At 57.7% G+C, this 22047-nt stretch carries 26 protein-coding genes; 4 read left to right on the forward strand and 22 right to left on the reverse strand.

Features of this window, described 5'->3' with window-relative positions:
- The first annotated feature begins 456 nt into the window (after positions 1-456).
- Positions 457-1140: a nucleotide-binding protein gene (locus tag GGQ66_RS07685; RefSeq protein ID WP_183791116.1), complete on the forward strand. Its 684-nt coding sequence runs from the start codon at positions 457-459 to the stop codon at positions 1138-1140.
- Complete coding sequence (locus GGQ66_RS07690) at positions 1137-1487, forward strand: hypothetical protein (protein ID WP_183791118.1); 351 nt, start codon at positions 1137-1139, stop codon at positions 1485-1487. Before GGQ66_RS07685 ends, GGQ66_RS07690 begins: the two co-directional genes overlap by 4 nt.
- A 69-nt stretch (positions 1488-1556) precedes the next feature.
- Here the strand turns inward: GGQ66_RS07690 and GGQ66_RS07695 are convergent, their stop codons facing one another.
- Positions 1557-2393, reverse strand: coding sequence for a hypothetical protein (locus GGQ66_RS07695; RefSeq protein ID WP_183791120.1), 837 nt, complete (start codon positions 2391-2393; stop codon positions 1557-1559).
- A gap of 603 nt (positions 2394-2996) precedes the next feature.
- Here GGQ66_RS07695 and GGQ66_RS07700 point away from each other — a divergent pair.
- Positions 2997-3194 carry a dehydrogenase gene (locus GGQ66_RS07700; protein WP_183791122.1) on the forward strand — a complete coding sequence of 66 codons (198 nt, stop codon included), beginning with the start codon at positions 2997-2999 and terminating at the stop codon, positions 3192-3194.
- A 591-nt stretch (positions 3195-3785) separates the two neighbouring features.
- Here the strand turns inward: GGQ66_RS07700 and GGQ66_RS07705 are convergent.
- The 12 genes from GGQ66_RS07705 to GGQ66_RS07755 form a co-directional block, all read right to left on the reverse strand.
- Positions 3786-4952, reverse strand: a complete 1167-nt coding sequence (locus tag GGQ66_RS07705) for an SGNH/GDSL hydrolase family protein (RefSeq protein ID WP_183791124.1) — start codon at positions 4950-4952, stop codon at positions 3786-3788.
- A 152-nt stretch (positions 4953-5104) separates the two neighbouring features.
- Positions 5105-5374 (reverse strand): hypothetical protein, encoded by a 270-nt coding sequence (locus GGQ66_RS07710; protein WP_183791126.1) that lies wholly within the window; start codon positions 5372-5374, stop codon positions 5105-5107.
- A complete protein-coding gene (locus tag GGQ66_RS07715) occupies positions 5361-5699 on the reverse strand; it encodes a phage holin family protein (protein ID WP_183791128.1) in 339 nt (112 codons plus the stop codon). The genes GGQ66_RS07710 and GGQ66_RS07715 overlap by 14 nt, the downstream gene beginning before the upstream one ends.
- Complete coding sequence (locus tag GGQ66_RS23050) at positions 5699-5938, reverse strand: hypothetical protein (RefSeq protein WP_237358817.1); 240 nt, start codon at positions 5936-5938, stop codon at positions 5699-5701. The genes GGQ66_RS07715 and GGQ66_RS23050 overlap by 1 nt, the downstream gene beginning before the upstream one ends.
- Complete coding sequence (locus tag GGQ66_RS07720; RefSeq protein ID WP_183791130.1) at positions 5823-6062, reverse strand: hypothetical protein; 240 nt, start codon at positions 6060-6062, stop codon at positions 5823-5825. The genes GGQ66_RS23050 and GGQ66_RS07720 overlap by 116 nt, the downstream gene beginning before the upstream one ends.
- Positions 6059-6910 (reverse strand): glycoside hydrolase family 19 protein, encoded by an 852-nt coding sequence (locus GGQ66_RS07725; RefSeq protein ID WP_183791132.1) that lies wholly within the window; start codon positions 6908-6910, stop codon positions 6059-6061. Before GGQ66_RS07725 ends, GGQ66_RS07720 begins: the two co-directional genes overlap by 4 nt.
- 48 nt (positions 6911-6958) lie before the next feature.
- Complete coding sequence (locus tag GGQ66_RS07730; protein ID WP_183791134.1) at positions 6959-9475, reverse strand: SGNH/GDSL hydrolase family protein; 2517 nt, start codon at positions 9473-9475, stop codon at positions 6959-6961.
- 14 nt (positions 9476-9489) lie between these two features.
- Positions 9490-11610 (reverse strand): phage tail protein, encoded by a 2121-nt coding sequence (locus GGQ66_RS07735; RefSeq protein WP_183791136.1) that lies wholly within the window; start codon positions 11608-11610, stop codon positions 9490-9492.
- A complete protein-coding gene (locus GGQ66_RS07740) occupies positions 11607-12017 on the reverse strand; it encodes a DUF6950 family protein (protein WP_183791137.1) in 411 nt (136 codons plus the stop codon). The genes GGQ66_RS07735 and GGQ66_RS07740 overlap by 4 nt, the downstream gene beginning before the upstream one ends.
- Complete coding sequence (locus GGQ66_RS07745; RefSeq protein WP_183791139.1) at positions 12004-12591, reverse strand: hypothetical protein; 588 nt, start codon at positions 12589-12591, stop codon at positions 12004-12006. The genes GGQ66_RS07740 and GGQ66_RS07745 overlap by 14 nt, the downstream gene beginning before the upstream one ends.
- A complete protein-coding gene (locus tag GGQ66_RS07750; protein ID WP_183791141.1) occupies positions 12591-13304 on the reverse strand; it encodes a hypothetical protein in 714 nt (237 codons plus the stop codon). Before GGQ66_RS07750 ends, GGQ66_RS07745 begins: the two co-directional genes overlap by 1 nt.
- Positions 13301-16519, reverse strand: a complete 3219-nt coding sequence (locus GGQ66_RS07755; RefSeq protein WP_183791143.1) for a tape measure protein — start codon at positions 16517-16519, stop codon at positions 13301-13303. The genes GGQ66_RS07750 and GGQ66_RS07755 overlap by 4 nt, the downstream gene beginning before the upstream one ends.
- A 50-nt stretch (positions 16520-16569) precedes the next feature.
- Between GGQ66_RS07755 and GGQ66_RS07760 the strand changes: the two genes are divergently transcribed.
- On the forward strand, positions 16570-17154 hold the full coding sequence (locus GGQ66_RS07760; protein WP_183791145.1) for a hypothetical protein: 585 nt from the start codon (positions 16570-16572) through the stop codon (positions 17152-17154).
- Here the strand turns inward: GGQ66_RS07760 and GGQ66_RS07765 are convergent.
- The 9 genes from GGQ66_RS07765 to GGQ66_RS07805 all read right to left on the reverse strand — a co-directional run bounded on the left by GGQ66_RS07765 (position 17151) and on the right by GGQ66_RS07805 (position 22031).
- Complete coding sequence (locus GGQ66_RS07765; RefSeq protein ID WP_183791147.1) at positions 17151-17312, reverse strand: hypothetical protein; 162 nt, start codon at positions 17310-17312, stop codon at positions 17151-17153. The two genes, GGQ66_RS07760 and GGQ66_RS07765, sit on opposite strands and share 4 nt — an antisense overlap.
- Positions 17313-17344: 32 nt before the next feature.
- On the reverse strand, positions 17345-17827 hold the full coding sequence (locus tag GGQ66_RS07770; protein WP_183791149.1) for a gene transfer agent family protein: 483 nt from the start codon (positions 17825-17827) through the stop codon (positions 17345-17347).
- Entirely contained in the window at positions 17827-18264 is a 438-nt protein-coding gene (locus tag GGQ66_RS07775; RefSeq protein ID WP_183791152.1) for a phage tail tube protein, read from the reverse strand. The genes GGQ66_RS07770 and GGQ66_RS07775 overlap by 1 nt, the downstream gene beginning before the upstream one ends.
- 30 nt (positions 18265-18294) lie before the next feature.
- Positions 18295-18654: a DUF3168 domain-containing protein gene (locus GGQ66_RS07780; RefSeq protein WP_183791154.1), complete on the reverse strand. Its 360-nt coding sequence runs from the start codon at positions 18652-18654 to the stop codon at positions 18295-18297.
- A gap of 32 nt (positions 18655-18686) precedes the next feature.
- Positions 18687-19112, reverse strand: a complete 426-nt coding sequence (locus tag GGQ66_RS07785; protein ID WP_183791156.1) for an HK97-gp10 family putative phage morphogenesis protein — start codon at positions 19110-19112, stop codon at positions 18687-18689.
- A gap of 193 nt (positions 19113-19305) precedes the next feature.
- Entirely contained in the window at positions 19306-19659 is a 354-nt protein-coding gene (locus tag GGQ66_RS07790; protein ID WP_183791158.1) for a head-tail adaptor protein, read from the reverse strand.
- Between the two features lies 1 nt (position 19660).
- Positions 19661-20215, reverse strand: a complete 555-nt coding sequence (locus tag GGQ66_RS07795) for a head-tail connector protein (RefSeq protein ID WP_183791160.1) — start codon at positions 20213-20215, stop codon at positions 19661-19663.
- On the reverse strand, positions 20215-20682 hold the full coding sequence (locus tag GGQ66_RS07800) for a hypothetical protein (RefSeq protein WP_183791162.1): 468 nt from the start codon (positions 20680-20682) through the stop codon (positions 20215-20217). The genes GGQ66_RS07795 and GGQ66_RS07800 overlap by 1 nt, the downstream gene beginning before the upstream one ends.
- Before the next feature lie 77 nt (positions 20683-20759).
- Positions 20760-22031 carry a phage major capsid protein gene (locus GGQ66_RS07805; protein WP_183791164.1) on the reverse strand — a complete coding sequence of 424 codons (1272 nt, stop codon included), beginning with the start codon at positions 22029-22031 and terminating at the stop codon, positions 20760-20762.
- Positions 22032-22047 lie beyond the last annotated feature (16 nt).

Raw genomic sequence — 22047 nt, forward strand, 5'->3', positions numbered from 1 at the left:
TCCACAGAGATCGGATGTTGCACATCGGATCTACGGCATCGTTCCGGTTTCGTTCGACCTTAGCGTACGATTTCGGACTGCTCTTGTTCCGACCCCCCTGCGGCGGTTCCGAACCGCGCTTAACGTGCGGTTCGGCGGCATCGCCGTGCCATCTATCACCGCATCCATACGCGGAAATGGTGCTTTGGCTCTTGAGAGGGAGCAAGCGGAAATGGCTCGGATAAACATTTAACGTTTCTAATATGTGTTCTGACTATGTGGTGACAACACGGTGACGGCGTGGTTGGTATGATGCACAAACAATCCGGCAATGATGTTGCCGTGATCGCGGTACGCTGTTAGCATGATCCAGCAAGAATGAAGCCACGATGATGGCGAGAATTCAGCTTGTGGTTACGATATGGTAACTGCCTTGCGGTAATGATGGATGAAAGAACCGGAAAGGAAGACGCATCCATGCCAGTTATTGTTTTGTGCTCAACAAAGGGCGGCGTCGGAAAATCGACCACGGCGCTGGTCTTGTCGCAGTTTTTCAGCGCCGCCGACCGTGCCGTGACGCTGATCGACGCCGACCCGAACCAGCCACTCGCCACCTGGGCGAAGCGATCCGGAGAAAGAGTGCCGGCGAACTTGACCGTGATCGGCGGCATCACCGAGGAAACAATCATCGACGCGATTGATGATGCGGCGACCAGGACAGCTTATGTGATTGTCGATCTCGAAGGATCGGCAAACCTGACGGCGGCTTCCGCCATCAGCCGCGCCGATCTTGTCCTGATACCGATGCGCGGCAAGCAACTCGATGCGGACCAGGTGGGGAAGGTGGTCGCGCTGGTAGACCGTGCCGCGAAGCTTTCGCGCCGGGCGATCGATTACCGCGTCGTCTTCTCGATGGCCACGGCGCTGAACACCAAAGAGCAGCGCCATATTTTCCAGACGCTCGAAGCGAAGGGAATTCCCGTTCTGCCGGCGCGCTTGATGGAAAAGGCCGCATTCTCGGCCATGTTCCAGATCGGCGGGACCATCTTCGACTTGACGGATGAGGATGTTTCAAACCCGAAATCGGCAATCGCCAACGCAAAAGAATTGGCTGTTGCCGTCGCTAACGTTCTGACAGGGAAGGGGAGGGAAGCCGCATGAGCCGAGAACGCGCAGGACTTGAAGGCCTCGACATTGAAATTCCGGATTTCGAACCACGCCCAGCGCCGCCAGCCCCAGCGCGCGCCGTCATCGAGCAGGCTGGAAAGCAACTCGGCTTCACAGCCAGACACGCACCGGAACCAAAGGCATCAGCCCCGCAGCAAGAAGCACCACGCTTTGATGCCCGTAGCCTACGCCGCACCAACCGAACAGCGAAAATCAACATCGCCACGACGGAAGAAACGCGGACCCGCTTCTGGATGCTCGCCCAGCGCATCGGAACGACATCAGGCGAGGACGCACTGGCCGCGATGATGGACGCCCTTGAGCGCGCACTTGAACATTAACAGCACTTAGGTATGGATATGGTGAAATCGTAATCTTTTCTATTAATACAAATAGCTTGCGTCATACGTCTATTTTTTGTTTAATTTCCTGCTGTATTTTTGTGATAACATAATAAATTCTTTTGACGTTAAACTAACTGATGAGAAGAATCTGCTGTTTATTAAAACGTTTGCAGTTTTATAATCTATATTTTCTTCTGCTGATTTTAATTTTACATCAATTATAGTGTTTCTTGCCACGTCTCTGACTTCTATAAAATAGTCTATGACATTTTTACTATTAAATCCGCCAAAAGGCTCACCCCCTTCTCTGCTTTTAAGAAGAAAGTATCTTGTATGATTTGCCGCAGGAATTCCAAGATAAGTCCAAATCAATAATATTGTGAAATTTTCAAACCTTACAATTCGCGAGTTAGCATATTTTATTTTTCTATTAAAAAGAATATTTTTGGGCCCGACGAATACGGAAAAAAACAGCGTAAATAAATCTGAATATTGACCCAAATTTATTATTCTGCCTGTTCCGCTCTTTAGGTCGTATGAATGGTGCTTCATACTGCTAAACAATCGAGCGTGGAGAGGGACAAACCTTTTTTCCTTTTTTATCGCCGTAGTTACAGTAACGCCCTTTCTATATTCATCGCCCTCAAGTGTACGATGATTGTTGATTATGTTAATTCCATTTTCGCTTTTAGCGCTTGTGTGAACTGTGTATCTCCATTCTTTGACCTCTTGTCCAAGATCATTGCTACCATCATCAAATGGTTTTGGGTTAGTGCCATCATACTGCTTTGCATAAAGGTTAACGATGAGATCACCACTAGGCTGTTCTGCAATTGACATTAGGCATCTCAGATTTCCATTGTCATTTATTACAATTCTTGTGGAGTTAGACTTTTTAGCCATAAAGCATCTCATTTGCTCAAGACGTGGAGCATTCAAAAATCATCTGGACTCTTGAACATCTAGAAAAGCGTACATGGGTGCGACCAATAATTGCAATAATGTTGGAGGCTCTCTGATTGGGACAAGGTGCTCGGATTGTATCCTACAATCAAAAAAGACCACGTATGCGATTTAGTCGGACGGCTGGAAACGAGGGTGCAAGAGACTCTCTGGATCGCTCCAAAGGGCCGTTTTCTCTTTCCAATGAACCGAACAAAGCCACGTTTTTTGTTTTCATTTCTAACCATCGATAAGGGGTACTTATCGATAGCAAGACCCGACGCCGGCCACCATATGCCGCGACGGAAGCAAACGCCGGATTAGCTACCGCAACGCACCTGACCGTCAGCAATGACAAACGCTTGCGGTTCACCATCCATCCCTAAAAGAGACTGCTGGATTGCTCCAGCGGGCTTTTCGTTTGCACGGTTCATCCTGATCGAAAGACCTCACTTGCCCCCTATTGACTCCCCGCCTAACCGGAACATAATTAGAACACTGGTGCTGGCGGGCACCAATTGCCAACAACATGCGGCTGACAAACACTCTGAAAGCGAGAGAACAATGACGCATGCCATCAAACAGGAACCCGAAGCCGATCCGGTCGAGCACGCGCTCGCTTGGCACGATGGCGACGCCCGCGCAGCGATCCGTACCTTGCTGGATGATTGCGCGCACTTGCGCCAGCAGCTCGCGATTGCCAAAGCCGCCATGGGCCACGGCTATACCCGTGGATGGCTGCCGAGCGAGGAGCGCGAGTGAGATGCGCCACCGTCGCGGCATTGACCTGACGGCAGCCAACACCAATCTGGACCCGAGGCCCAGCGGCCTGCATGTCCACGTCCCCGCCCGTCACCACTCGGCGGCGCTGGCCGACCTGCCGGCGTGGTATCGGCTAGGGGCCAAGTGTCCCGTGTGCCGGCACATGGGCTGGCTCGATCGATGGGACATAGCCAGGCGCTACGGGCGGCTACGTCCGGTTATATCGCTGGAACCATTTTTGCGTTGCACCGGATGCGGCAACCGCGCCGCCAATGACTTTGTTGTCGGGAAGCTTGCGCGATGACGAAGCAATATCCGTACTCGCCATCCACATTCGGAGATCTTGCAGACGACGGCTATCAGCTCACGGTCTACTGCGGACCCTGCCAGCGTCAAGTCGCGATGGACCTCGCAAAGTTCCCGAGAGATCAGAGCTACCTCAACCGCCGTTACACCTGCGCGCAATGCGGAAGGGCGGGCCAAGGCGTGCTGTCACCCGGCAACTGTGTCGAGTACAGGAGATAGAAAGCACCAAACGCAAAAAGCCCGCCGGATTGCTCCAGCGGGCTTTTTGTCGGTTGCACCCCGCCATCAGGCAGCAGCGAAATATGCTTTCGCCACATCCCGAACGGCTGACGCAGCGAGGCCGGCCATCAGCGCATAAGCGCCGCCATTGTAATGCAAGCGGTCAGCCGGGTTCGTAAAGCCGTCAAGCGCTGCCCGATCATGTGACCCAAAAATGAGATCGGTGCGAATAACAGGGCAACCATTTGCAGCCCCAAGCGCGACATAGAGCGCAACGAGCTGCGCATAGGTGTAGCTACCCTCTTCTTCCACTGCTGGCGGCGGCGGAATGACAAGGATCACCTTGCCGCCCCCGGACGTCGCCTTTGTGATGATCGCTTGCAGATTGGCCTGCGAGGTGGCTAGCGGCAGAAGCGGCCCCGCTGCACGCAGATCATTGATACCGAGCGAGATCAGGCAAACATCCGGCGCATAAGCTGTGATCGCACTGAACGGACGCCACGGAAAAGATGCGTCTGTCCAGTCCGCCGAGGTCGATCCACGAATGCCCATGTTCATGATGATGAATTGCTTGACGGCGCTGTCATAGGCAACCATCGGCGCGGCTTGAATCGTACCGCCTACCCAATTGAGCTTGGCCGTGTGAAGGCCACGCGCCACATTAACAACCCGCTTCGTCAGAGCGGCAGCGCCAGCCGCCGAAAAGGCCGTTGCGGCACCATCGTCAACCGCGTAACTACCACTGCCCCCTGACGAGTTTGTCACATGGTAGAATTCAATCGTGTCGATGGCCGTCGAAGACGCAAAGGCGAGGGCGGCGCCGGCAGCCGTGGCTTGCAGGAGATAACCGCCCGGGCCAGCACCCGCCCCCACTGTCCAGCCACCAAGCGAAACACGCGGATCGTATTCGGCCAGCGTGCCCCCCGTGTTTTTTGCCTCGCCCCAGCTTTCAGCGCTGGCTGGAAAACCCATGCCGATAAGCGCAGTCTTGAGCAGCGTCGGCCACGACATAGCACGCGCGCCACCCATCTGTACTGGACCGAAGCCGCTTCCGCGTCCAGCCACGAGGCTATCGCCGATGACCAGAATGCGGACGATCCGCGACAGTACAAAGGGCAGGGCACCGAGGTAGCCGTATTTCGAGAGCAGGCGGAAGAGAGACGCAGCCGCAACCGCTTCTTCAGCAGCTGTCGGCAAGGCGGGCGCAGATGGCCCCAGATCGATTTTAGCCATTGTTTGAAACCGCTACATAAGCCGAGTTGATCGCAATCGGCTGGCCGTTGATCAGAATGGTGAAGGCCGGAACCAGGACGGCAGAGGCCAAAGAGGAGGGAGCGGCAGCCCGTTGAATGGGAGGCTCAAGAACACCCCGGATTATAGGAGGCTTAAGCACGGAACACCCCGCAAGCCCCGCCTTCAGCGCGCGAAAAGCGATAGGTACCGGGTCCGGAGATCGTCACGACATTGCCGCCACCGATCTGTTCCAGGCGACCCACGTTCTGATATGCACCGGCATCATCTTTGAGACCGATATAGACAAGCGCCCCGAAGGCTGCGCCCTTGAGCGCGACGGTAATCGGCTCACCGGCCACAACCGTTACATCACCCGAATTTACCGCCGTATCCGCGACGGGAAGAATTTCAGTTGCAGCCATTGCCGCCCCCATATTTTCGGTCAAACCATTTGGTGAAAAGCACTTCCGCACCGCGCGGGCCGAGATAGGCGAGGCCGGCGACGAGCGCGGTCGAGGAAGGCGAAGGGAGGCCGATCCATGCGGCGACGCTTTCGCCAAAGATCGCCATCCCGAAGGCGATGGGCAGTTCATAGACCAGCTCAGGCCCGAAGAACCGCCGCTCACCCTTGCGCACGCGACCGACATGCCACATCAGCCGTGCGAAGAGGACGCCGAGGCCGTTCAACAACGCCCCGCCGCCCCATGCCTCGATTGCAGCGGAAAGGGTCTGGTATTTGTCGGACATCACCGCCCCCCGCCATGCTGGCCGCATTCCTGCCGCGTCCAGACGCCGCCGGCGCAAAGCCCGACCGCCGTCCTGTCGATCCGCCGCTGATCTTCCGCCGTCGCCCCGCGTGCGCCAATCAGGTCAGTCCCGACGATCCGCCGCAGCGCTGCGGCACTGCCCGGCCCCGAAGTCCCACATCCCGACAGGGCAAGCATCAAACCGCCCGCGAGCATCATCCGCATTTTCCGCCGCTGCATTGTCGCGCGCCCTCACATCATCGAGCGCCCTTTTCGTCGCCCGCCAGTCCACGAGAAAGATGACGGCGGCAATCAGCGCCACCGCCGCAAGCGCCATCACAGCGCCGCCAGAAACCCTGATCATGCCGCCCCCCGATTGATCGACCAGCGACCGCTGGCGAACATGCCGACGACGACACCGCCGATGGTCAGCAGCGCCAGGCCGAACAGAAGCGAATAGAGATTGTCCATGCCGCCCAGCAGCGGCGCGATCACACCGGATGCAATCGTGCCACCGCCAGCGAGATAGGCGCTCACGCTCTGGCCTGCCGGCTTGTCGTCAGGCATGGCAAGCGCGGGCAGCGCATCAACGGGCGCGGCATCCTGCGAAGCCGCCTTCAGCGCGCCGAGAATGGCTGCGTAGTGCGAGGCAATAAGCTTTGCCTTGTCGGTCCCATTGATGATGCGGCGCGCGCCCTCCGGATCGTCATCCATGACGTTGAAAAAGTCGTCGAGTTTGCGCCCGGTAAACAGCCCGGCAATCATACCCTCGACCAGGATGCGCGCGGCAATCTCGATATCCATAGCCAGCGCCGGGGCGGCGACCAGATCGACGCCGACCAGGCGCGAAGCCCGCTCATAATTCTTTCGGTGCGTGAGCTGGACGAAGCCGCGCCCCAGCCAGCTTTTTCCGTCCTTGTCGAGACGCCAGTAAGGCGACTTCACCTGCGGCAACCGACCAGCAGCATAGGCGCGGTCGAGGATCGCAATCGCCTTTGCATCGGTCGGGGCCAGCGTCTCGCGCACCGGCAGCATCGTGGCGGCGGTTTCATGGAAGGCCGTCGCCAGAATGTAGGCGAGAAAGCGCAGGTCCGTGAGGCCGGTTGCCTCCCAGACCTTCAGAATGATTTCGACGCCGCGCACCTGCGCAGTGGTCAAGCGACCACCAAAGGGCGAGCGCCGCAGATACGCAAACAGCGTCGTGCGGTTCATGGATAACTCCAGATTTTGGAATGAAAGAATTTGGCCAGAGGCCTGGCATCACTCGCGGGCGTAAGTCGCCCGGATGTTGAGTACCGAACAAGCGGCACTGGACGTTGCGACAATCGTGCCGTCGGTATTGATGATGACACGAACGAGACTGGTCGTATTGCCAGCATCACCGAGCAGGATGATAGTCTGCGCAGGCTTCAGCGATGCAGGCAATGTCGCAATGGCCGTGCCAGACAGGGTCTGGGATGTGAAGGTGGCACCCAAAGCCAGCGTGATCTGGCCCTGAGAGTCTGACGAGAAGGAGGACGTGTTAGCCAGCGTCATACCCGCCGCCGCAATACTGGACGGGAGCAGCGTGCGCCCTGCCTTTTTGGTGGTTTCAGGTGCCAGCGCATCCAGAGCCGCACGGGCCATCGCATAAGCGTCGAGGTGGTATCCGCCATCGGTCTGGTGGATGTTGTCGCGCAATATCTGATCGTAAGCCAGCGGATCGCTACCCTTGTAGCTCCCCAGGACATGGCCCATCGAAGAGATGTTATCTGCCTCAAAGACCAGCCCGGAGGATGCATATTTGGCGGCGATTGACTGCTGCAATGCAGCTCTGTAAGCCGCACCGAAATAATAGTTCGATGTGGCTTGCCCCGATCCACCACCGAGAGCCTGGCTGTAGAACATGGCAGGAACCGCCACGACAACCGGGACACCAGCCGCGATGAAGATATCCATGATAGCCTCCATGTTGCTGATGTAAGTCAGCCGACTGGTTGCGGCCTGGATATCGTTAGCGCCGACACGAATAAACGCGCAGGTTGGCAGATTGCCATTGCTATCGTTGATGCCATTGGTTTGCAGATCGCTCAGCACATCCGCCGAACTCCAACCGCCGACAGCCCTGTTTGTCAGCCTCTCAACGCGGATCCCCATCGATCCCTCGATTAGCTGCCGTAGCATCCATGGCCAACCACCATAAATATCAGCAACAGTGCTATCACCATGGCACAACAGACGTTGCTGGCCGACACCGAACAGGCTCTTGCTCTTGAGTAGACGCCAGCCGAGCAAAGTAGGCGTGGTCGTCGTATTATAGACACCAAAGCCGATATGCGTGATTGGCGCGATCGTTTGCACGACCTTGACGCGTACGCCGTTGATAAGGACGGCAAAGGCAAACGGGTTGATTGCCTGTATGCCCCACAATGCCCATTGCGGCTTCTGACTGTCGTGGGTCGCAGCGCCAGGGATTGTCACGGCGCTGGTGACAGCCGCCACGCCGGTCGCCTTGTAACCGATGTTGAGAGCATTTGTTTCCCGATCTGCCCAGAACACGTAGTGACCGCCCGTTGTCCTGATGGCCGCCGCGCGGAGGTAAGCATCCGCATCGCCACTGAACGAGACATCAACCTGCTCAGCCCATCGCGTCTCGCGGAACGAGATGCGGAAGCGGTTAAGCGCCTCCACAGGCCATTGCACCGTGCCGGCTGTCGTGGTCGGCGTAGCCGCAGCCCACGTATCGCCAGCAGGCCACGCGATGTATTGATGGACGAGATCAGAGGCAGGATTGAGCAAAACCGAGCGTGGGCGGGAAAGATTACCTTCTCCGAGGAAAAACGGTTTCTGGCCGAGGGGGAGCAGGTATTCCGGATTAAGCCACATCTCGACATCGGTACCAGTCGAAGTGTCAATTACGCGCGTGCGGCGGATCACCTTGGGGTGATTGACGGCACCGGGATTTTCTCCCGGAGACTGCGGGCGCGAGAACGCGCCTTTGAGTGTGACGCCGGGCTCAACATCCAGATAGAGTCCATTGACCGGGAGAATGCCGCCGGTGAAGAGGTAGACCCCCGTCGCACTGACGCGCGGGAACACGATACGCCCACCGGCAGGAATGAGGGATGCCGCCGCCTGCATGGCGCTGGTATTATTGGTGGCATTGTCATCCTTGCCACCGAGGGCGGCCATGTTGACCTCGTCGGAGACTTCCCACCATGCACCATCGGCCGACTGAGTGCGGCCGCTGGTTGCCGGACCTGCGCCGACCTTCTTCAGAAACGCCCGGCCGCCATCGCCAACGGCGGCCCGGCCATTGACAATAATTCCAGAAATCCCGCCGGGGATAGTCAGGCCGGAAATCCCGCCAAACGTGCCGTAGATCGGAACGTTACCCTGGCTGACGGCATCGGAGGCATAACCTTCAGCAATATCGCGCGCGGCTTCCGCCGCATTCTTGGCCGACTCTGCCGCATCGGCATAATCCTGCGCTGCAGCTTCAGGAAGTTCTCGATTGAACACCCATGCCGACCCGTTATGGATATAGATGCCCGCATCGACCCCGGCATAGACGATGCCGACATCGCCAGATGCCCCGTGCACGGCCTCGAGGGCCGCCTTCGTCGCTTTTGCCGCAACCGCTCCCGCCGCGACAACGATTGCATCGATCGCAGCCGCCACGGCATCCGTGAATGGAAAAATGTCCACCGTATCAGGCTTATAAAAGCCAGATCCAGAAGCGCCATCAATATTGTATTTGCGCCAGGCCATACGACCAAGCTGCCGAACACTCGCCATGATAAACTCCAATGTCAGGAAACGATTGCGCCGTCAGGGCCGCTGAGGGGGCCGGCAATACCGGAAATATTCAGGGGGCAGGCATAGATATCGAAAGAGCCCGCCACAGATGTGATTGGGAGGGCGTATGAAATTCCCGTAGCCACCGCGAATCTGCCAACTTCATGAATGGCAGGATCGAGCGCTTCTCCAGAGGGAGCCCTGAAGATAGCGACGGTAGCAAGATGCGCATCATTTACAGATCCGAAGGCGGCAACGAACTGCCCGGATCCACCAGAAGCGGAAAATGATGCGAGCGCCTGCGGCGCGACCGTATCAACAACAACAGTTACGGGGACTGTCGAATATTGCCAGTCGAAGGTTTTCCCGCTGGCAACATTGCGGATGCGCCAATCATAAGACCCGCCGTCAGCCACGGGCGAAAATTTGGCAGTGTCAGCCGATTGCGTCACTACCGCAGCACTCCACTCCGCCGCATCGGCTGGTGAAACCTCGACATCGTGCGAGTAGCTGTCTGGCACCGTTGCGCCACCCGTTCCCACCCATGAAAATTTCAGGAAGGGCGCCGAGTTGGCCTGCAATTCGACCGATACAGTTACGGCCAAACCAACATCATCCACGTAGGAAGGCAGCTCGGGCGGAACGACGATATCAGCCTGTTCATCTGTTGATGCGATCCAGTCTTCCGCACCATCCCTGAAGATCACGAAAGGTGCCGAAACCGTCATGGACTCGCCATCATAGTCAATAGAGCCATTGACGCACGCCACCCGCTCGAACGTCTCTTCCGGCGACAGATCAAGCGTGAAGACATAGTCTTCCATCAGGTCAAGCGCCTGCGGCCCCGCCGTCAACGACCCCGAAAATTCCGGATTCATTTCGTAGACCCGCAGTTTGCCCAGGCGCTGCGCCTGCGAGGAAGACGGGCACAGCAGCACCTCAAGGGGCGTCGAATATTCAACGCCATCCTCCTCGATAAGATCGAAGTGACGCCAGATGACTTCGTTCGCCTTCCAGTTCAGCGCCGGATCAACGTATGTCACCTTGATCATGTTCGAGAGCTTTTGCAGGCCTCGCCCACCCTCGATCTGCACGGTCAAATGGTCACCATTGCGCGCCCGCAGCGCAATGCCGGGAACCGATCGCATCTTGCGTTGCACGGTCATACGGCCCTGTCGGTCCATGAACACATCGGCATTGCATACATCTGCAATGGCCTTGATCCGCCCTTCGTTTTCGCCATCGAGCGAAATCAGTCCGGCACAGCGATAGCGCCGCTCTGTTCCGCCAGCCTTGAGCGCCACCAGCTCATCGCAATGCACTGCAAATTCGGAAAACGATGACAAGGACAATTCGTCAACGTCAGAAGGTGTCAGGCCGTAAACGTCCATCACTTCCGTTAACAGGCAGCATCCGGCATTGTCGGAAAATCCGGTGATCCCGGCTCTCGGATCATAGACTTCCGCAAAGCCGTCGATCACGACTTGCAGGCCGGGTAGGTTGTTCGGATACACATCCTGCAATTTTTCCTGCGGCACCTGCTCCACGATCTGCAAGACCATCGCGCAATTGCGATGGCGGAAAGGCGTAAGCGGCGTGTTCAGCTCCGGAAAGGCCGTCAGAAGAGCTGCGAATGGCCCGTCCGTTGATGTTCCAAGCGTCGTTAGGATCTGGACACGCGAGCGACCGCCAACCTGATATTGCGCTTCCTGCACAAAGCCGCTGGCATCGAGCGTGACCGGCTTCTTGTCCAGCCGAAACGAGACATAGCCGGCAATCGGACCTTCGCAGATATAGTGCAGGACGTAGCTTTTCTCGCCGCGTCGAAAACCGAATACGATCACCGATCCCGTCAGATATCGCCCGTAGATTTTGCGCCGTGGCGAAATTTCCTGCTTGATATTGGACTGCACATCGGAAGGCTTTGGCGTTGCGGGCTTAGGCATCAAAGCCATTTGCAGGCCAATCGCCGCAGCCGCGACAAGACCATAACCGATGGCCAGACCCAACGCGTTTGCAATTACTACAGATACGCCTGCATTGATAAGCGCCCCGGCTATAACAACGCCAATCGCCTGCGGCGATCGGTAGACTTGCGGACCCAGAGGCCATTCGAAGAAAAAGCGCGGCTTCATGAAAAACCAACATCCCAAACGATGATTTCAGTTCGAGGGCGCACAAACCGGATACCGCCCTCACCCGCCCGGATGACCCACATGGTCCCCGTGCAGATCATTCCCAGATGCCAGCCATCAACCGCCATCTGTCCCACATCACCACGCCGCGCCGCACTCCCCATGCGCGGCGGGCCGAGAAGATCGCACCAGGCCGAAACAGCACCGCCGCGCTCGCCGAGAAGGATGCGCGCCTCATTTTCGTTGCTGTAGCGATTGCGCCAGGGCAGGCCCGCGCCGGGCCAGCCAATCCGTTCCACCCAGCCAGCCAAAAAAAGCTGGCAATCACCATTGCGACGGCTGGACCATTCAAAGGGGTGATTGCGCTCTTCCGAAAGATAGTCGTCGAGAGCGTCAGTTTCGCGCATCATAGAGGTTCAAGGTCTGATCGACCATCTTCTGAACATAGATGAAGCCGGTATTTCCGGGGTCACGCGTCTGTTGATCGCTATGCGTAACCATCAGATTGGCCGAGCGGCGGCGGCGGGAAAAGCGGTCTTCAAGAAGCAGTGTGATCTTGCGGGAGGTCGCCCCCTCTTTCACCATCCGCAGCCGGTCACCTATGCCGGTATAGATGTGAAACCGACTGTCGAGCGGGCGAAGCCCTTCATAGAACTGCCCCCAGAAGCGGAATTTCCGCCCCTTGATCTGGCGCTGTTCCTCTTCGAAGAAATATTCACGAATCGTGGCATCATCGGCCACCAACGCACAGGATACCTGCCGCGAAGCCCCGATCCGCGAAGCGCCGAGGCCGGAAACCGTCGCCATGCCTTGCAGCCCAAGCCACTTGATGCCCTCAAGAGCACCCGCCGCAGACCGCGAATAAAGAACGCCGCCGCCATTGTGGACATACATGGTTCCGCTCAAAAACTGCATTTCAAGCAAAACGGCGCAATGCACGACATGACCGCGCGCATTGGCCTTGATCACTTCGGAAAACATCAATCGAAATCCTTGGCGAGACGCGTCAAATCCTCTTCGAATTCGAGCGTGAATGTCCCGTGCTTGGCATTCCGAAAAACACCATCCCCCGGAATGTCTGTCGTGCAGACGCCGACGAAAACCGGCGCAAGTGAAACAACCGTGCCCGCTGGCGCATCCAGCCGCAGCCCCGGTGAAAGCTTCAGGCGGTTGACGCCGCCTTCGAGCCATGAACCGGCGATCATGTAGCAAAATTCGTCAATGCTGATGACGACGCCGGCCGGCAGTTCTTGCGATGACGCCACGAATATATGGTTTTCCGTGGCCGTCACGCTGGAAACTGTCACGACTTCCAGCGTCGGAACGGCATGGCCGACACCCGTCGCATACATTGCATCCGTGGCAAACGGCACACCGTCAGGCCATGCTTTTCGCGCCGCTTTCGTTGCCATGGCCAACGGCCCGTCGAGGCCATAAAGGTCAGGAATCCGAATGCGGATCAGGTTGCGGTCACCCTCAAGATTGGCAATCAGTGCCCGCAGTGTCCGCACCTTGTCGAGATCGTGCGAGATGCGAATGCCATCCATCACCACCTTGAACGCCGCCCCGGAAAACCCGAGCGATCGCCGCATGCCGTTGGTGGCGTCATGCGGCGATCGATTGCGGTAAAGCGGCACAACGCCCACATTTGAAGGCGTCAGAACCCGCAATGGGTATTCGAGCAATACCGTCATCTGCCGCGTTCCGATGCTTCATTCATGCGGTTGTAGAAGCTGTTCGTCAGAACAACGTCATACTGACCGACAGTGTTTCTGGCCTGCCGCTGCGATACGCTTTCAACGAACGGCATGAGATTGCCGTTATTGTCAGCGGAAACACCCACGGTCACATCGACCGCCTGTCCGGCGCTGCGGCTGGCAGGTGTCGGGATTTCGCGCAGGCTGCGCAACGGGATTTGCGGGATAGACGCGCCGGTTACATAGCCGCCGGATGAAAACCCTTTCAGGTTTTTCCGCACGGCATCGAGAGCCGAAGGCCCACCGGCAGCTTTCACGGATGCCTGATCGAAGACATATTCGCCCTTGTGCACGACACCGGCAGGCGCATATTTCCCGCCGTCGCCCGTATAGCCGCCCCCGGAAAACTTGAGGCCGAACAAGCCACCGAAGGCAGAAAGAATTCCACCCCCTGACGTGCCGACCCCGAAAAGCGAATTGAGGCTCATATCCAGCATCTTGTCGCCAATCTTTCCGAGTGCGTTCGACAAAGCTTCCGCCGCCGATTTCCCGCTTCGCAGGTCAGAAATAAACCCGGACGTGATATCCTTGGCCGAGTTCTTGAAGTCAGCAACGGAATTGACAAGCTTGTCCTGCCCTTCCGTCAGCTTGGCCCGCTCGACTTCCGCATTCGCATAGCCTGCCGCAAGTTCATCGATCTTGGCCGCAAGTTCCGGCGTGACGACGATTCCGGCTTGCTGGACAGCGTTCAGAATGTCCTGCTTTTCGGAGGCGAAGGCAGCGGCGTAGCCGTAATCATTGACCAGAGGATTGAGGCCGGAAAGCGCTTCCGTTTCCGCTTTCATCATGGCAATGCGCTGGCCGCGCTGATCAAGATCGGCCTGCACATCAACACCGGCCTGCGCAGCCGGCGGCGCGTCGGAAATGTAAAGCGCAGCTTCACTGTTCCGGCGAACCCGGTTTATCCCGCCATTATCCCCACCAAGACCCTTGATCGCGGCGTAGACCTGCTCCTGACTGCCGCTCTTGATCGCCGCAACAATCCTGTCAGGGAGCGAACCGTAATTGTAAGCGATGGAAGTCAGGACGGCCTGTTGATTGGTCGACATGCTGTCAAAGGTGCTGCCGCCGATTTTCGAACGGACACCAGCCTGAAACTCACTAACCCGCCGCGCCAGATCGCGGTTTGCGTCAGCAACAGAGACGGTAATGCCCTGCGTGACCTTCTGGACAGACCCGTCATCGAGCGTGACCGTATCCGAGCCATAGCCGACGCGGTACGCATTCACATCCCAATATGGCTTGGCCCTGAAGCCTTCATATTGCTTGATGAGGTCAGACGCGCTACCCACCGAGGCGGAATTCGCCTGCGCTACTTCCCGATCATTTATGTTTGCGATGGCCTGAAGCCTCGCCGCCGCCTCACTTAGCGCAGTGCCGGCCTTTTGCGCACGCTCCATGACCGCAGCCGTTTCAGTGTCAATCTTCTTTTGCGCTTCCGACTTTCGGGCGTCAGCCGTTTCCTTGTCGAGAAAGGTCTGTATGTCCCGCTGCGTCTTGGCCGCATCCGTGCGCGTCGTCGCAAAGCGGTCCATTGGGTTTGTGGACGGACCCACCGCCCCTGCTTTCTGGATATCTTCCGCGTAGCGCTTCAGGTCTCGCATTTGCGGGAGGATTTCCCGAAGAAGCTTGAGGTATTTGTCCATCCCTCCCGAAGCGTCGATCTTGGATATTTCGTCCAGACGATTTCCAATCTCTTCGAGAGATATCTTTCCAGCCTCGGCTTGCGCAATCAGGTCAGTGAGTTCACTGGCGGCCTGCTTTGTCGATGACTTTGCCGAGCTGCGCGGACCATTGATTGCGGAAAGCGCCGACTTCACATCACCGAGGCTACTCGTCCCGCCGAAGATACTTCCCCAGGACCTTTCCTGCATGTGGTCCAGTTCGTCATTGATTTCCTTCAACTTGGCGCGCACTTCATCAGCAGCCAGCTTTTTGATGGATTCCGACGTTTTGTCGATCGTCGAAGACAACGTTCCGGATGAAATCCCAAGTTCGTCCATTTCGCCCCGCAGACGCGCGGTACGCTCTGACGCGTCGACGGCCTGCTGCCCGAAATACATTGCAGCACCAGCAGCAGCCGTGCCGAGCAAAGCGCCAACCGGACCAAGGGCCGCGCCAAGACCACCAAAAGCTTGCACGAGACCAACCGACTTAACCTTCCTGAAGGCGGCGATCAGATCGAGAACACCCTTCGCGCCGAGGCCAAGTTGGGTAATCATGCCCGTCAAGGACCGGCCAAGCATGCCGCCGGCAAGCAGGCCGGCAAATAGCAAGGTAGCGTCGGCAACCTGATCAAAATTGTCTGCTAGAGCATTAAGGCCAGCCACCAGGCGCTGCGACGCACCAAGGCTGGAATCCGTCTCACCGATATATTTGGTCAGCGCATTGCGGACTTTCGTGATCCCTTGATCAATGGTCTGTGTTGAACCAGCCGCCATGGCTGCAACAGCGGGCATACCCTTGAGAAACGCCTGAAAGAACTGCTGTCCGGAAACCTTCCCGTCATTTACAAGCTGCTTGAGCTTGTTGACGGAACCGCCTGCCTCGTCCAGCCCGTTCGCAACGGCGATCAGGATCGGTCGTGCGCCTTCATTGACAGAATTGAACTCTTCAGCCTGTACGCGGGCAGAACCCAGAAGCTGCCCGAGCTGCGTCAGCGCACCACTGGCGGATTCAGCCGATGCGCCCGCTACGCGCAGCGCAATACCGACACCATCCGAGAATTTCAGCAGGTCTGACTGACTGGCGCCGAGATTGTCGGATGCCTGCGCAGCTTTGCCAAACAGATCGGCCATCGCGCCAATCGGCGCGGCATTGCGTTGCGCAGACTGGTAAAGCTGATCGAGAACGGCAGCCTGCTGTTTCCCGGTGACGCCAGCGACAGCTAGGCTATTTTTCGCGCTTGTCCAGGCATCCGCATAGGCCAGCACCTCACGCGTTGCAAGCGCGGCACCAATGCCTGCCAGTGGCGCTGTGATATTACGGGCCATGCTGGCACCAAGGCGATTGAGGCCGGCATTCGTAGCCATCCACGATGCCTCAACCTTTCGCGCTGCGGCGGCATTGGCCCCATAGAGCTTTTGCAGATCCTTGTTGTACGACCCAAGTTCCATGCGCATGACAGTGCGCAGTTCATCAATGGTTGCCATTTTTACGGGTATCCTGATAGTAGGCTTCCAGATGAAGCGGGGTGACTTGGATGGCTACAAGGCGATTGACGATTCTATGGGTAGCAGCATGGGCGGTACTTTCTACGCAGACATCCGATGCACAAACGCCATCAACTGAAGACCAGGTAGCAACCTGCGAAGCCATCCTTCATGGACGACAAGAAAGCACTGAGTGCGCAAGGATTTTTCCCAAGAAAGGCCGATGCTGCATCCAATATGATGCCGAGCGCCTAGCGAAAATATGCGAAAAAATGCCTACAGTGGCAGGCGCTCTTAATTGCTTCCTAGAAATCAACGAGGCTGGTTTCAGAAAATCTGATTTGCTCCCTGAAAGCCAACCGGGCCTTGCTGATCAATATGCGAAACAATGGAAGATAAATTCACTTCGCATCTGCTCAGAAGAAAAAAGCGCCAAATCAGCGATTGCATGCGCCAATCTTCAGAAGAGCGGGATAAGGACTGTTTTTGAGCAGAAGAATACTACCATCAATGGCAGCGCAGTTATCGCTGACCCAATAGTCAGTTTTTGCCGAAAGGCATTTGGAGATTATTGGGAGGGTGTCGAACAGTGCGTGAGGGATCAGAGGGCAGCAAAGCGAAGAATGGGGCTTTAACCAGCGCCACCCTTCACCTTCCGCACCATAGCAAGGTGCTCTTCCCAGCTTGGCGGCTCTGCCTCCTCCTCTGCGCCGTTCGCTTTCCTCCAGCCATCCTGACAGGCCGAAAACTCGAACAGCGACATGGCATCGACAATGACCGGGGCGAAGCCCATGGCTGCGCCCCAGCCATAAATAGCCGAAAAGACTAGCCGCCCGTCGCTGTCTCCGTCATCTTCCCGGCTTCGTCTTTTTTTGACGGTTCTTCCTCGTCGCCGTTGAGCGCATGCCAAAGCACCTGTGCTGCAACAGCGATATGCGGTTTCCAGTCGCCGCCCTCATCGACTACCTTCATCAGATGGAAGTAGGCTTCCGCCTGCGGCATGCCGCCGCCGATGAGGCCGAGGCGTATGACCTCGCGCACCTCATCAACGCGCCAGTCCCCGCCGATCTGCCGCACGAGCGCAAACAGGTTAAGCGCAGACTGGTAATCAGGATCGGCCTCGCCAAGCTCGAAATCGGTCGGGCGTGGACGCCGCAAGAATTCGGCCTGCGGCTGGAAAGACATGAGGCGGGCCAGAATGGTGGCCGGCCCCGCCTTGCAGGCGTCCTGCAATTCGCGCAGCTCGCCAATCGCGAGGCGAAACTTGCGCTTCACCCCGCCAAACGGAAGTTCGATGAACTTGGACATTACGCCGCCGGCACCCACGTCACTTCACCGTCACTCTGAAGTGCGACGGTAGCGGTGACATAGCCCTTGCCTTCCTTGGCAATACCGAGCGAAGTCATGACGTAATTGCCCGCGAAGTAGCCGCCACCCAGTACAGCAGTCAGGCCAGCGAGATTGACGCGCACCGGAAACGACTCGCCGGCCAACATCTTTTCGCGCAGGACACCGTAGGACACCGGGTCCATCGTACCGGCCCCGTTGATGCCGGCCGAAAGCGTATCGACCGAACGCAGGACCCAGTTCGGCTTTTCCGGATTGGCGCAGTCAGGTGCAGACCCATCATTCGTCGTCGCCTCAATCGTGAAATCGCGCGACGAATTGATGGTGCAGTTGTGCGACCAGGTCGCGGGCTCTTCCCCATCCGAAAACTGGATAAGCATCTGTTTCGTAACAGGCATTGTCGCTTCCTCTTTTTGGAGATTTGCCGTTTACGCCGGCTGCGTTTCGACCACGATGGAAAGCCGCGCGCGATAGTGCGGCGGACCTGCCGTGTAATTGATCGTTTCGACGCGGATGCGGTCGACGACATGACCGTCAACCGTCAAGGCCGCGTCATTTTCATGCAGGAAATCGCGGATCGCTTTCGCGGTTTCCTTGGCCTTGATGTAGGCCTGTGCATCCGCCCAGATATCCACCTGCAAGGTGCTTTCTGTCCGGTCGGAACAGTCTTCATCAATGGGTACTTCGTACCCTTCCCATACCTGCCCATAGGGATAGGCCGCATTATCCGGAATTTTGCTGTAAAACCGATCTTCCGCCGCCGTATCGAGCGCGCGAAAGGTAGCCACAAGCGCTTTCTGTAATGCCAGATTGGGACTTGTCATTTTGCCCCCGTCGCCTGCTTGAGCGCCCGCCGGACACCTGCCCTTACACGCTTGCGCACCGCACCTTTCTTGGCCTTGTATCCCGGCCAGAAAAACGGCTCCGGGGCGGTGTCTGACGTGCCAAGCTCGACGCCTAGGGCATAGTCGTAGTCGCCCGCATTGCCCTTTTCAGACTTGCGGACGGCCTTCGTTGTCAGAGGCCCACCGGCCTTGATTTCAACGCCAATCGTTCCGTCTTCCAGCGCTTCCGTGCGGATTGTTTCCCGCAGCCTGCCGCTATCGACAGGGCAAAGCGCACGCTGGAGCATGTTGACCTCGCGTCCCGCAAGCATGAGATCGGCCTGCGCACGCTTTTTGACAGCCTCCGGAATGCGGGAAAGCCTGCGCTTCAGCCGCTCAAGACCAATCACTTTCGACTTCATGGCGCAGCCTTTCCATCGACAGACAAGGCCTTCCGTGGGCTGGCGCATGAAACGGCCTTGCCCTTTGCCTTTGCACTCTCAGCGCATCGCCGCGTGACGTTGAGCGTCATTCCGGCCTTATAGGCAATCGTCACCTGCGGCGACGGCCACCAATCGAAATCTTCCGTGAATTTGACCCACGCCATGGTTCACCTCACGCCGGAACGCCGGTTTGCACGATGAGATAGACCCAAGCCGGATCGGCCAAGGCATCGACGGAGAGGATTGCAAAGACACCGGCAGCATCGCGCGCGTTGCGCATTCGCCAATCCGTCTTGATAGCGCGAGCCGCAGCACAAGACCGGATGGCAACCTTGTAGCTTTCGCGGCCTTGCAGCCTTGCCGCTACAACTGCCTCGCTTCCGCCCGCGTAGATAAAAGCTGCACGGCAGGAATACTGTTCCTGCCATCCATTTTCTGTGCCGCCATACCCGTCGTCGGACACAATCGGCGCATCAAAGGCAACACGCTCGCGCAGGTCACCGGCACTTCGTTCGCGTTTTGCCATGTCATGCACCCCGCCGGAAATTGACCAGCATCGAATCCATTTCCGACCAGCCATCAACCGCCAAGTTTTCAGGGTTCCGGTAGCGGGTGACGACACGCAACAGGATGGCGTCCCGCAGATCGGCGGGAAGCACCTCATAACCGGCCAGCATGGTGACGGTAATCAGCTCACCGAACTTGCTACGCGGGAAGGCCGTTCCATGCACCGGAACAATGGCACTCTCCAGACCGTTGACCCGCAGGCTGTAGCGCGCAGGGTCAAGCGTCTGATCATCGCCCGACGTGTCGAAATAGCTAATCGACTGAATAGCACCGGCAGAAAGCGGGCCATCTGGAAGGCGAACAAAGTCTGCAAAACTATTGCAGCGGCACGTCAGAACCTGCCGCCGCAAACGGATATTGCAATAGCGCTCGACATGCGCTGTTGCCTCTTCGATCATGCTGGAAAGCACAGCATCATCGTCTTCGAAATCGATCCGAAGCCGCGACTTGGCGACCGAAAGAGCAACGGGCAAGGCCGAACCGTCAACAGGAACAGCCGTCGCCGCGTACCACATCAGGACGCCGCCTTTTTGCTGGCCTTTGCGGAAGCGTTAACGGCTTCATCTTCCGTGGTAGCGATAGCCTCGAACTTGCCAATAGAACCGCCCGCCGCGATCACGGCAACCTGATCCGTCAGAGCCTTCATCACGTCCTTGAGTGCCGAGGACTCTTCAGCCTTGGCGCGCAGACCGGAAATCTCGTCATTGGCAGCGGCAAGAGCCTTTTCAAGAGCATCCACCTTTATGCGCAGATCGGAAACATCATCACCGACGCCATCGACCGCCGTGCCAAGCATTTCGACGCGCTCAGCCAGTTCGATGCGACCGGTTTCCAGATTGTCCAGCGCCTCAACCGAGGCAGCAGCCTTGAACGGCTCAGCCAGTTTGGCTTCAATCAGGCGATCGGCTTCCCCTTCGGAAAAACGTTCAGTCACCTCACCGGCAACAAGCGAAAACGTTGCGCCGGCCATGCTGGTAAGCATTTTGATTTTCATGAGTTTAAAGCCCCATTGGAAAGGGACCGGCGCACAAGCGCCGGCCATGCTCATCAGGCCGGAAATCAGGCGGCGGTTTTCATGGCCTTGATCGCGTTGGCGTCACCGATTTCGCCATCGAAGCGGATCAAGCCGGCAATGCCGACCTGCGGCCAGAAGCGTTCCCGCAGCACGCCGACGACGGGCGCACCGACCTTGCGGACGAAATACTTGGAGAAATCACCGAACAGCATGATGCGCTTGTTGGCGGCAATCGTGTCCATGTGCTGGTTGATGGCGTAGCGCCGCCCGTTGATCGTGTCCGGCTTGCCGTTGATCACATCGCCCTTCTGCCAAAGGAAATTCCCGTCGCCGTCCTTCAGCTTGCGGGCCACCGCAACCGTGTTGTCATGCAGCATGTACATGCAGCGCGGCGAGGCGCGGTAAGCCGGATCGACGGAATGTTCCAGCTCGATGATGTTTTCCCAGGTGAAAGCCGCCTGCGCTGCCGTCGTCACGCCGAGGCCCGCAGCCGTGGCAACACCGTTCGGCGTATCAACGCCACTGCCAACGGTCAGGCGGCGGTTGGCGATGCGGCCAAGGCGTTCCCCGATAAGCTGGCCCAGCAGCGATTCCATGTTGAAAATGGAGTCAGCGTCGAGTTCGAACGACCACTTGATGAAGGGCGTAGCGAAGGAATAGGCCGCCAGAAGCTTCTGGCCGAATTCCACGTCACCGCTGCCATCGTTCAGAAGGTCATCGCCTTCCGCGTGGCTGGCGGCCTCTTCACCGGTATCATCGACGGTAGGAACCGTCATCGGATTGCCCGAAGCCGTCGAAAGCACCGTGCAGATGTTTTCGTCGTACATCGGCCCCCACATCTTCATCGCAATGATGATCTGGTTGGCAAGTTCGGTCGGCACGGTGTAGCCGCCGGCTGCGGCAACGCTTGCCATCTGGGTGCGCGTTTCGAACTTGGCCGCACCGCTACGCAGAACCGCCCGTTCTTCCGCCGAAAGGTCATTCGGCGAAACGCCGCAAACGACCTTGGCGAAAACCGAGCGGTATTCGATGCTGCCGCCGGTCGGATCATCGACACCGGGAGCCGCCGGCGTATCGCGCAGCGGACGCTGTTTCGCGCGCTGTTCTTCCTGCCTCTTTTCGAGTTCGATCAGATTTTCTTCCCGCTCGATAAGGGCTTGCAGTCGGTCATGCTCAGCCATGGCCGCATCATGTGCGGCCTCAAGCTCCTTGGCGCGCGTTTCGTCGGTCGTGGCGGCGATACCGTCCAGACGCTCACGCGCTTCTGTAACCAGACGCATCTGTTTTTCCCGCAGTTCCCGCAGTTTCTGGGACATGCAACAATCTCCAATT

Source organism: Allorhizobium borbori, from assembly GCF_014196535.1.
GTDB classification, from domain to species: domain Bacteria; phylum Pseudomonadota; class Alphaproteobacteria; order Rhizobiales; family Rhizobiaceae; genus Ectorhizobium; species Ectorhizobium borbori.

What these genes read in the sequence shown, in the direction of transcription:
- GGQ66_RS07805 (WP_183791164.1), bottom strand. Translation starts at nt 22,031, where the DNA reads ATGTCCCAGAAACTGCGGGAACTGCGGGAAAAACAGATGCGTCTGGTT.
- GGQ66_RS07725 (WP_183791132.1), bottom strand. Translation starts at nt 6,910, where the DNA reads ATGAACCGCACGACGCTGTTTGCGTATCTGCGGCGCTCGCCCTTTGGT.
- GGQ66_RS07770 (WP_183791149.1), bottom strand. Translation starts at nt 17,827, where the DNA reads ATGTCCAAGTTCATCGAACTTCCGTTTGGCGGGGTGAAGCGCAAGTTT.
- GGQ66_RS07755 (WP_183791143.1), bottom strand. Translation starts at nt 16,519, where the DNA reads ATGGCAACCATTGATGAACTGCGCACTGTCATGCGCATGGAACTTGGG.
- GGQ66_RS23050 (WP_237358817.1), bottom strand. Translation starts at nt 5,938, where the DNA reads ATGCAGCGGCGGAAAATGCGGATGATGCTCGCGGGCGGTTTGATGCTT.
- GGQ66_RS07790 (WP_183791158.1), bottom strand. Translation starts at nt 19,659, where the DNA reads ATGGCAAAACGCGAACGAAGTGCCGGTGACCTGCGCGAGCGTGTTGCC.
- GGQ66_RS07705 (WP_183791124.1), bottom strand. Translation starts at nt 4,952, where the DNA reads ATGGCTAAAATCGATCTGGGGCCATCTGCGCCCGCCTTGCCGACAGCT.
- GGQ66_RS07785 (WP_183791156.1), bottom strand. Translation starts at nt 19,112, where the DNA reads ATGAAGTCGAAAGTGATTGGTCTTGAGCGGCTGAAGCGCAGGCTTTCC.
- GGQ66_RS07765 (WP_183791147.1), bottom strand. Translation starts at nt 17,312, where the DNA reads ATGGGCTTCGCCCCGGTCATTGTCGATGCCATGTCGCTGTTCGAGTTT.
- GGQ66_RS07795 (WP_183791160.1), bottom strand. Translation starts at nt 20,215, where the DNA reads ATGTGGTACGCGGCGACGGCTGTTCCTGTTGACGGTTCGGCCTTGCCC.
- GGQ66_RS07690 (WP_183791118.1), top strand. Translation starts at nt 1,137, where the DNA reads ATGAGCCGAGAACGCGCAGGACTTGAAGGCCTCGACATTGAAATTCCG.
- GGQ66_RS07750 (WP_183791141.1), bottom strand. Translation starts at nt 13,304, where the DNA reads ATGACGGTATTGCTCGAATACCCATTGCGGGTTCTGACGCCTTCAAAT.
- GGQ66_RS07715 (WP_183791128.1), bottom strand. Translation starts at nt 5,699, where the DNA reads ATGTCCGACAAATACCAGACCCTTTCCGCTGCAATCGAGGCATGGGGC.
- GGQ66_RS07740 (WP_183791137.1), bottom strand. Translation starts at nt 12,017, where the DNA reads ATGCGCGAAACTGACGCTCTCGACGACTATCTTTCGGAAGAGCGCAAT.
- GGQ66_RS07760 (WP_183791145.1), top strand. Translation starts at nt 16,570, where the DNA reads ATGGCTACAAGGCGATTGACGATTCTATGGGTAGCAGCATGGGCGGTA.
- GGQ66_RS07685 (WP_183791116.1), top strand. Translation starts at nt 457, where the DNA reads ATGCCAGTTATTGTTTTGTGCTCAACAAAGGGCGGCGTCGGAAAATCG.
- GGQ66_RS07775 (WP_183791152.1), bottom strand. Translation starts at nt 18,264, where the DNA reads ATGCCTGTTACGAAACAGATGCTTATCCAGTTTTCGGATGGGGAAGAG.
- GGQ66_RS07720 (WP_183791130.1), bottom strand. Translation starts at nt 6,062, where the DNA reads ATGATCAGGGTTTCTGGCGGCGCTGTGATGGCGCTTGCGGCGGTGGCG.
- GGQ66_RS07730 (WP_183791134.1), bottom strand. Translation starts at nt 9,475, where the DNA reads ATGGCGAGTGTTCGGCAGCTTGGTCGTATGGCCTGGCGCAAATACAAT.
- GGQ66_RS07735 (WP_183791136.1), bottom strand. Translation starts at nt 11,610, where the DNA reads ATGAAGCCGCGCTTTTTCTTCGAATGGCCTCTGGGTCCGCAAGTCTAC.
- GGQ66_RS07700 (WP_183791122.1), top strand. Translation starts at nt 2,997, where the DNA reads ATGACGCATGCCATCAAACAGGAACCCGAAGCCGATCCGGTCGAGCAC.
- GGQ66_RS07710 (WP_183791126.1), bottom strand. Translation starts at nt 5,374, where the DNA reads ATGGCTGCAACTGAAATTCTTCCCGTCGCGGATACGGCGGTAAATTCG.
- GGQ66_RS07745 (WP_183791139.1), bottom strand. Translation starts at nt 12,591, where the DNA reads ATGTTTTCCGAAGTGATCAAGGCCAATGCGCGCGGTCATGTCGTGCAT.
- GGQ66_RS07695 (WP_183791120.1), bottom strand. Translation starts at nt 2,393, where the DNA reads ATGGCTAAAAAGTCTAACTCCACAAGAATTGTAATAAATGACAATGGA.
- GGQ66_RS07800 (WP_183791162.1), bottom strand. Translation starts at nt 20,682, where the DNA reads ATGCTTACCAGCATGGCCGGCGCAACGTTTTCGCTTGTTGCCGGTGAG.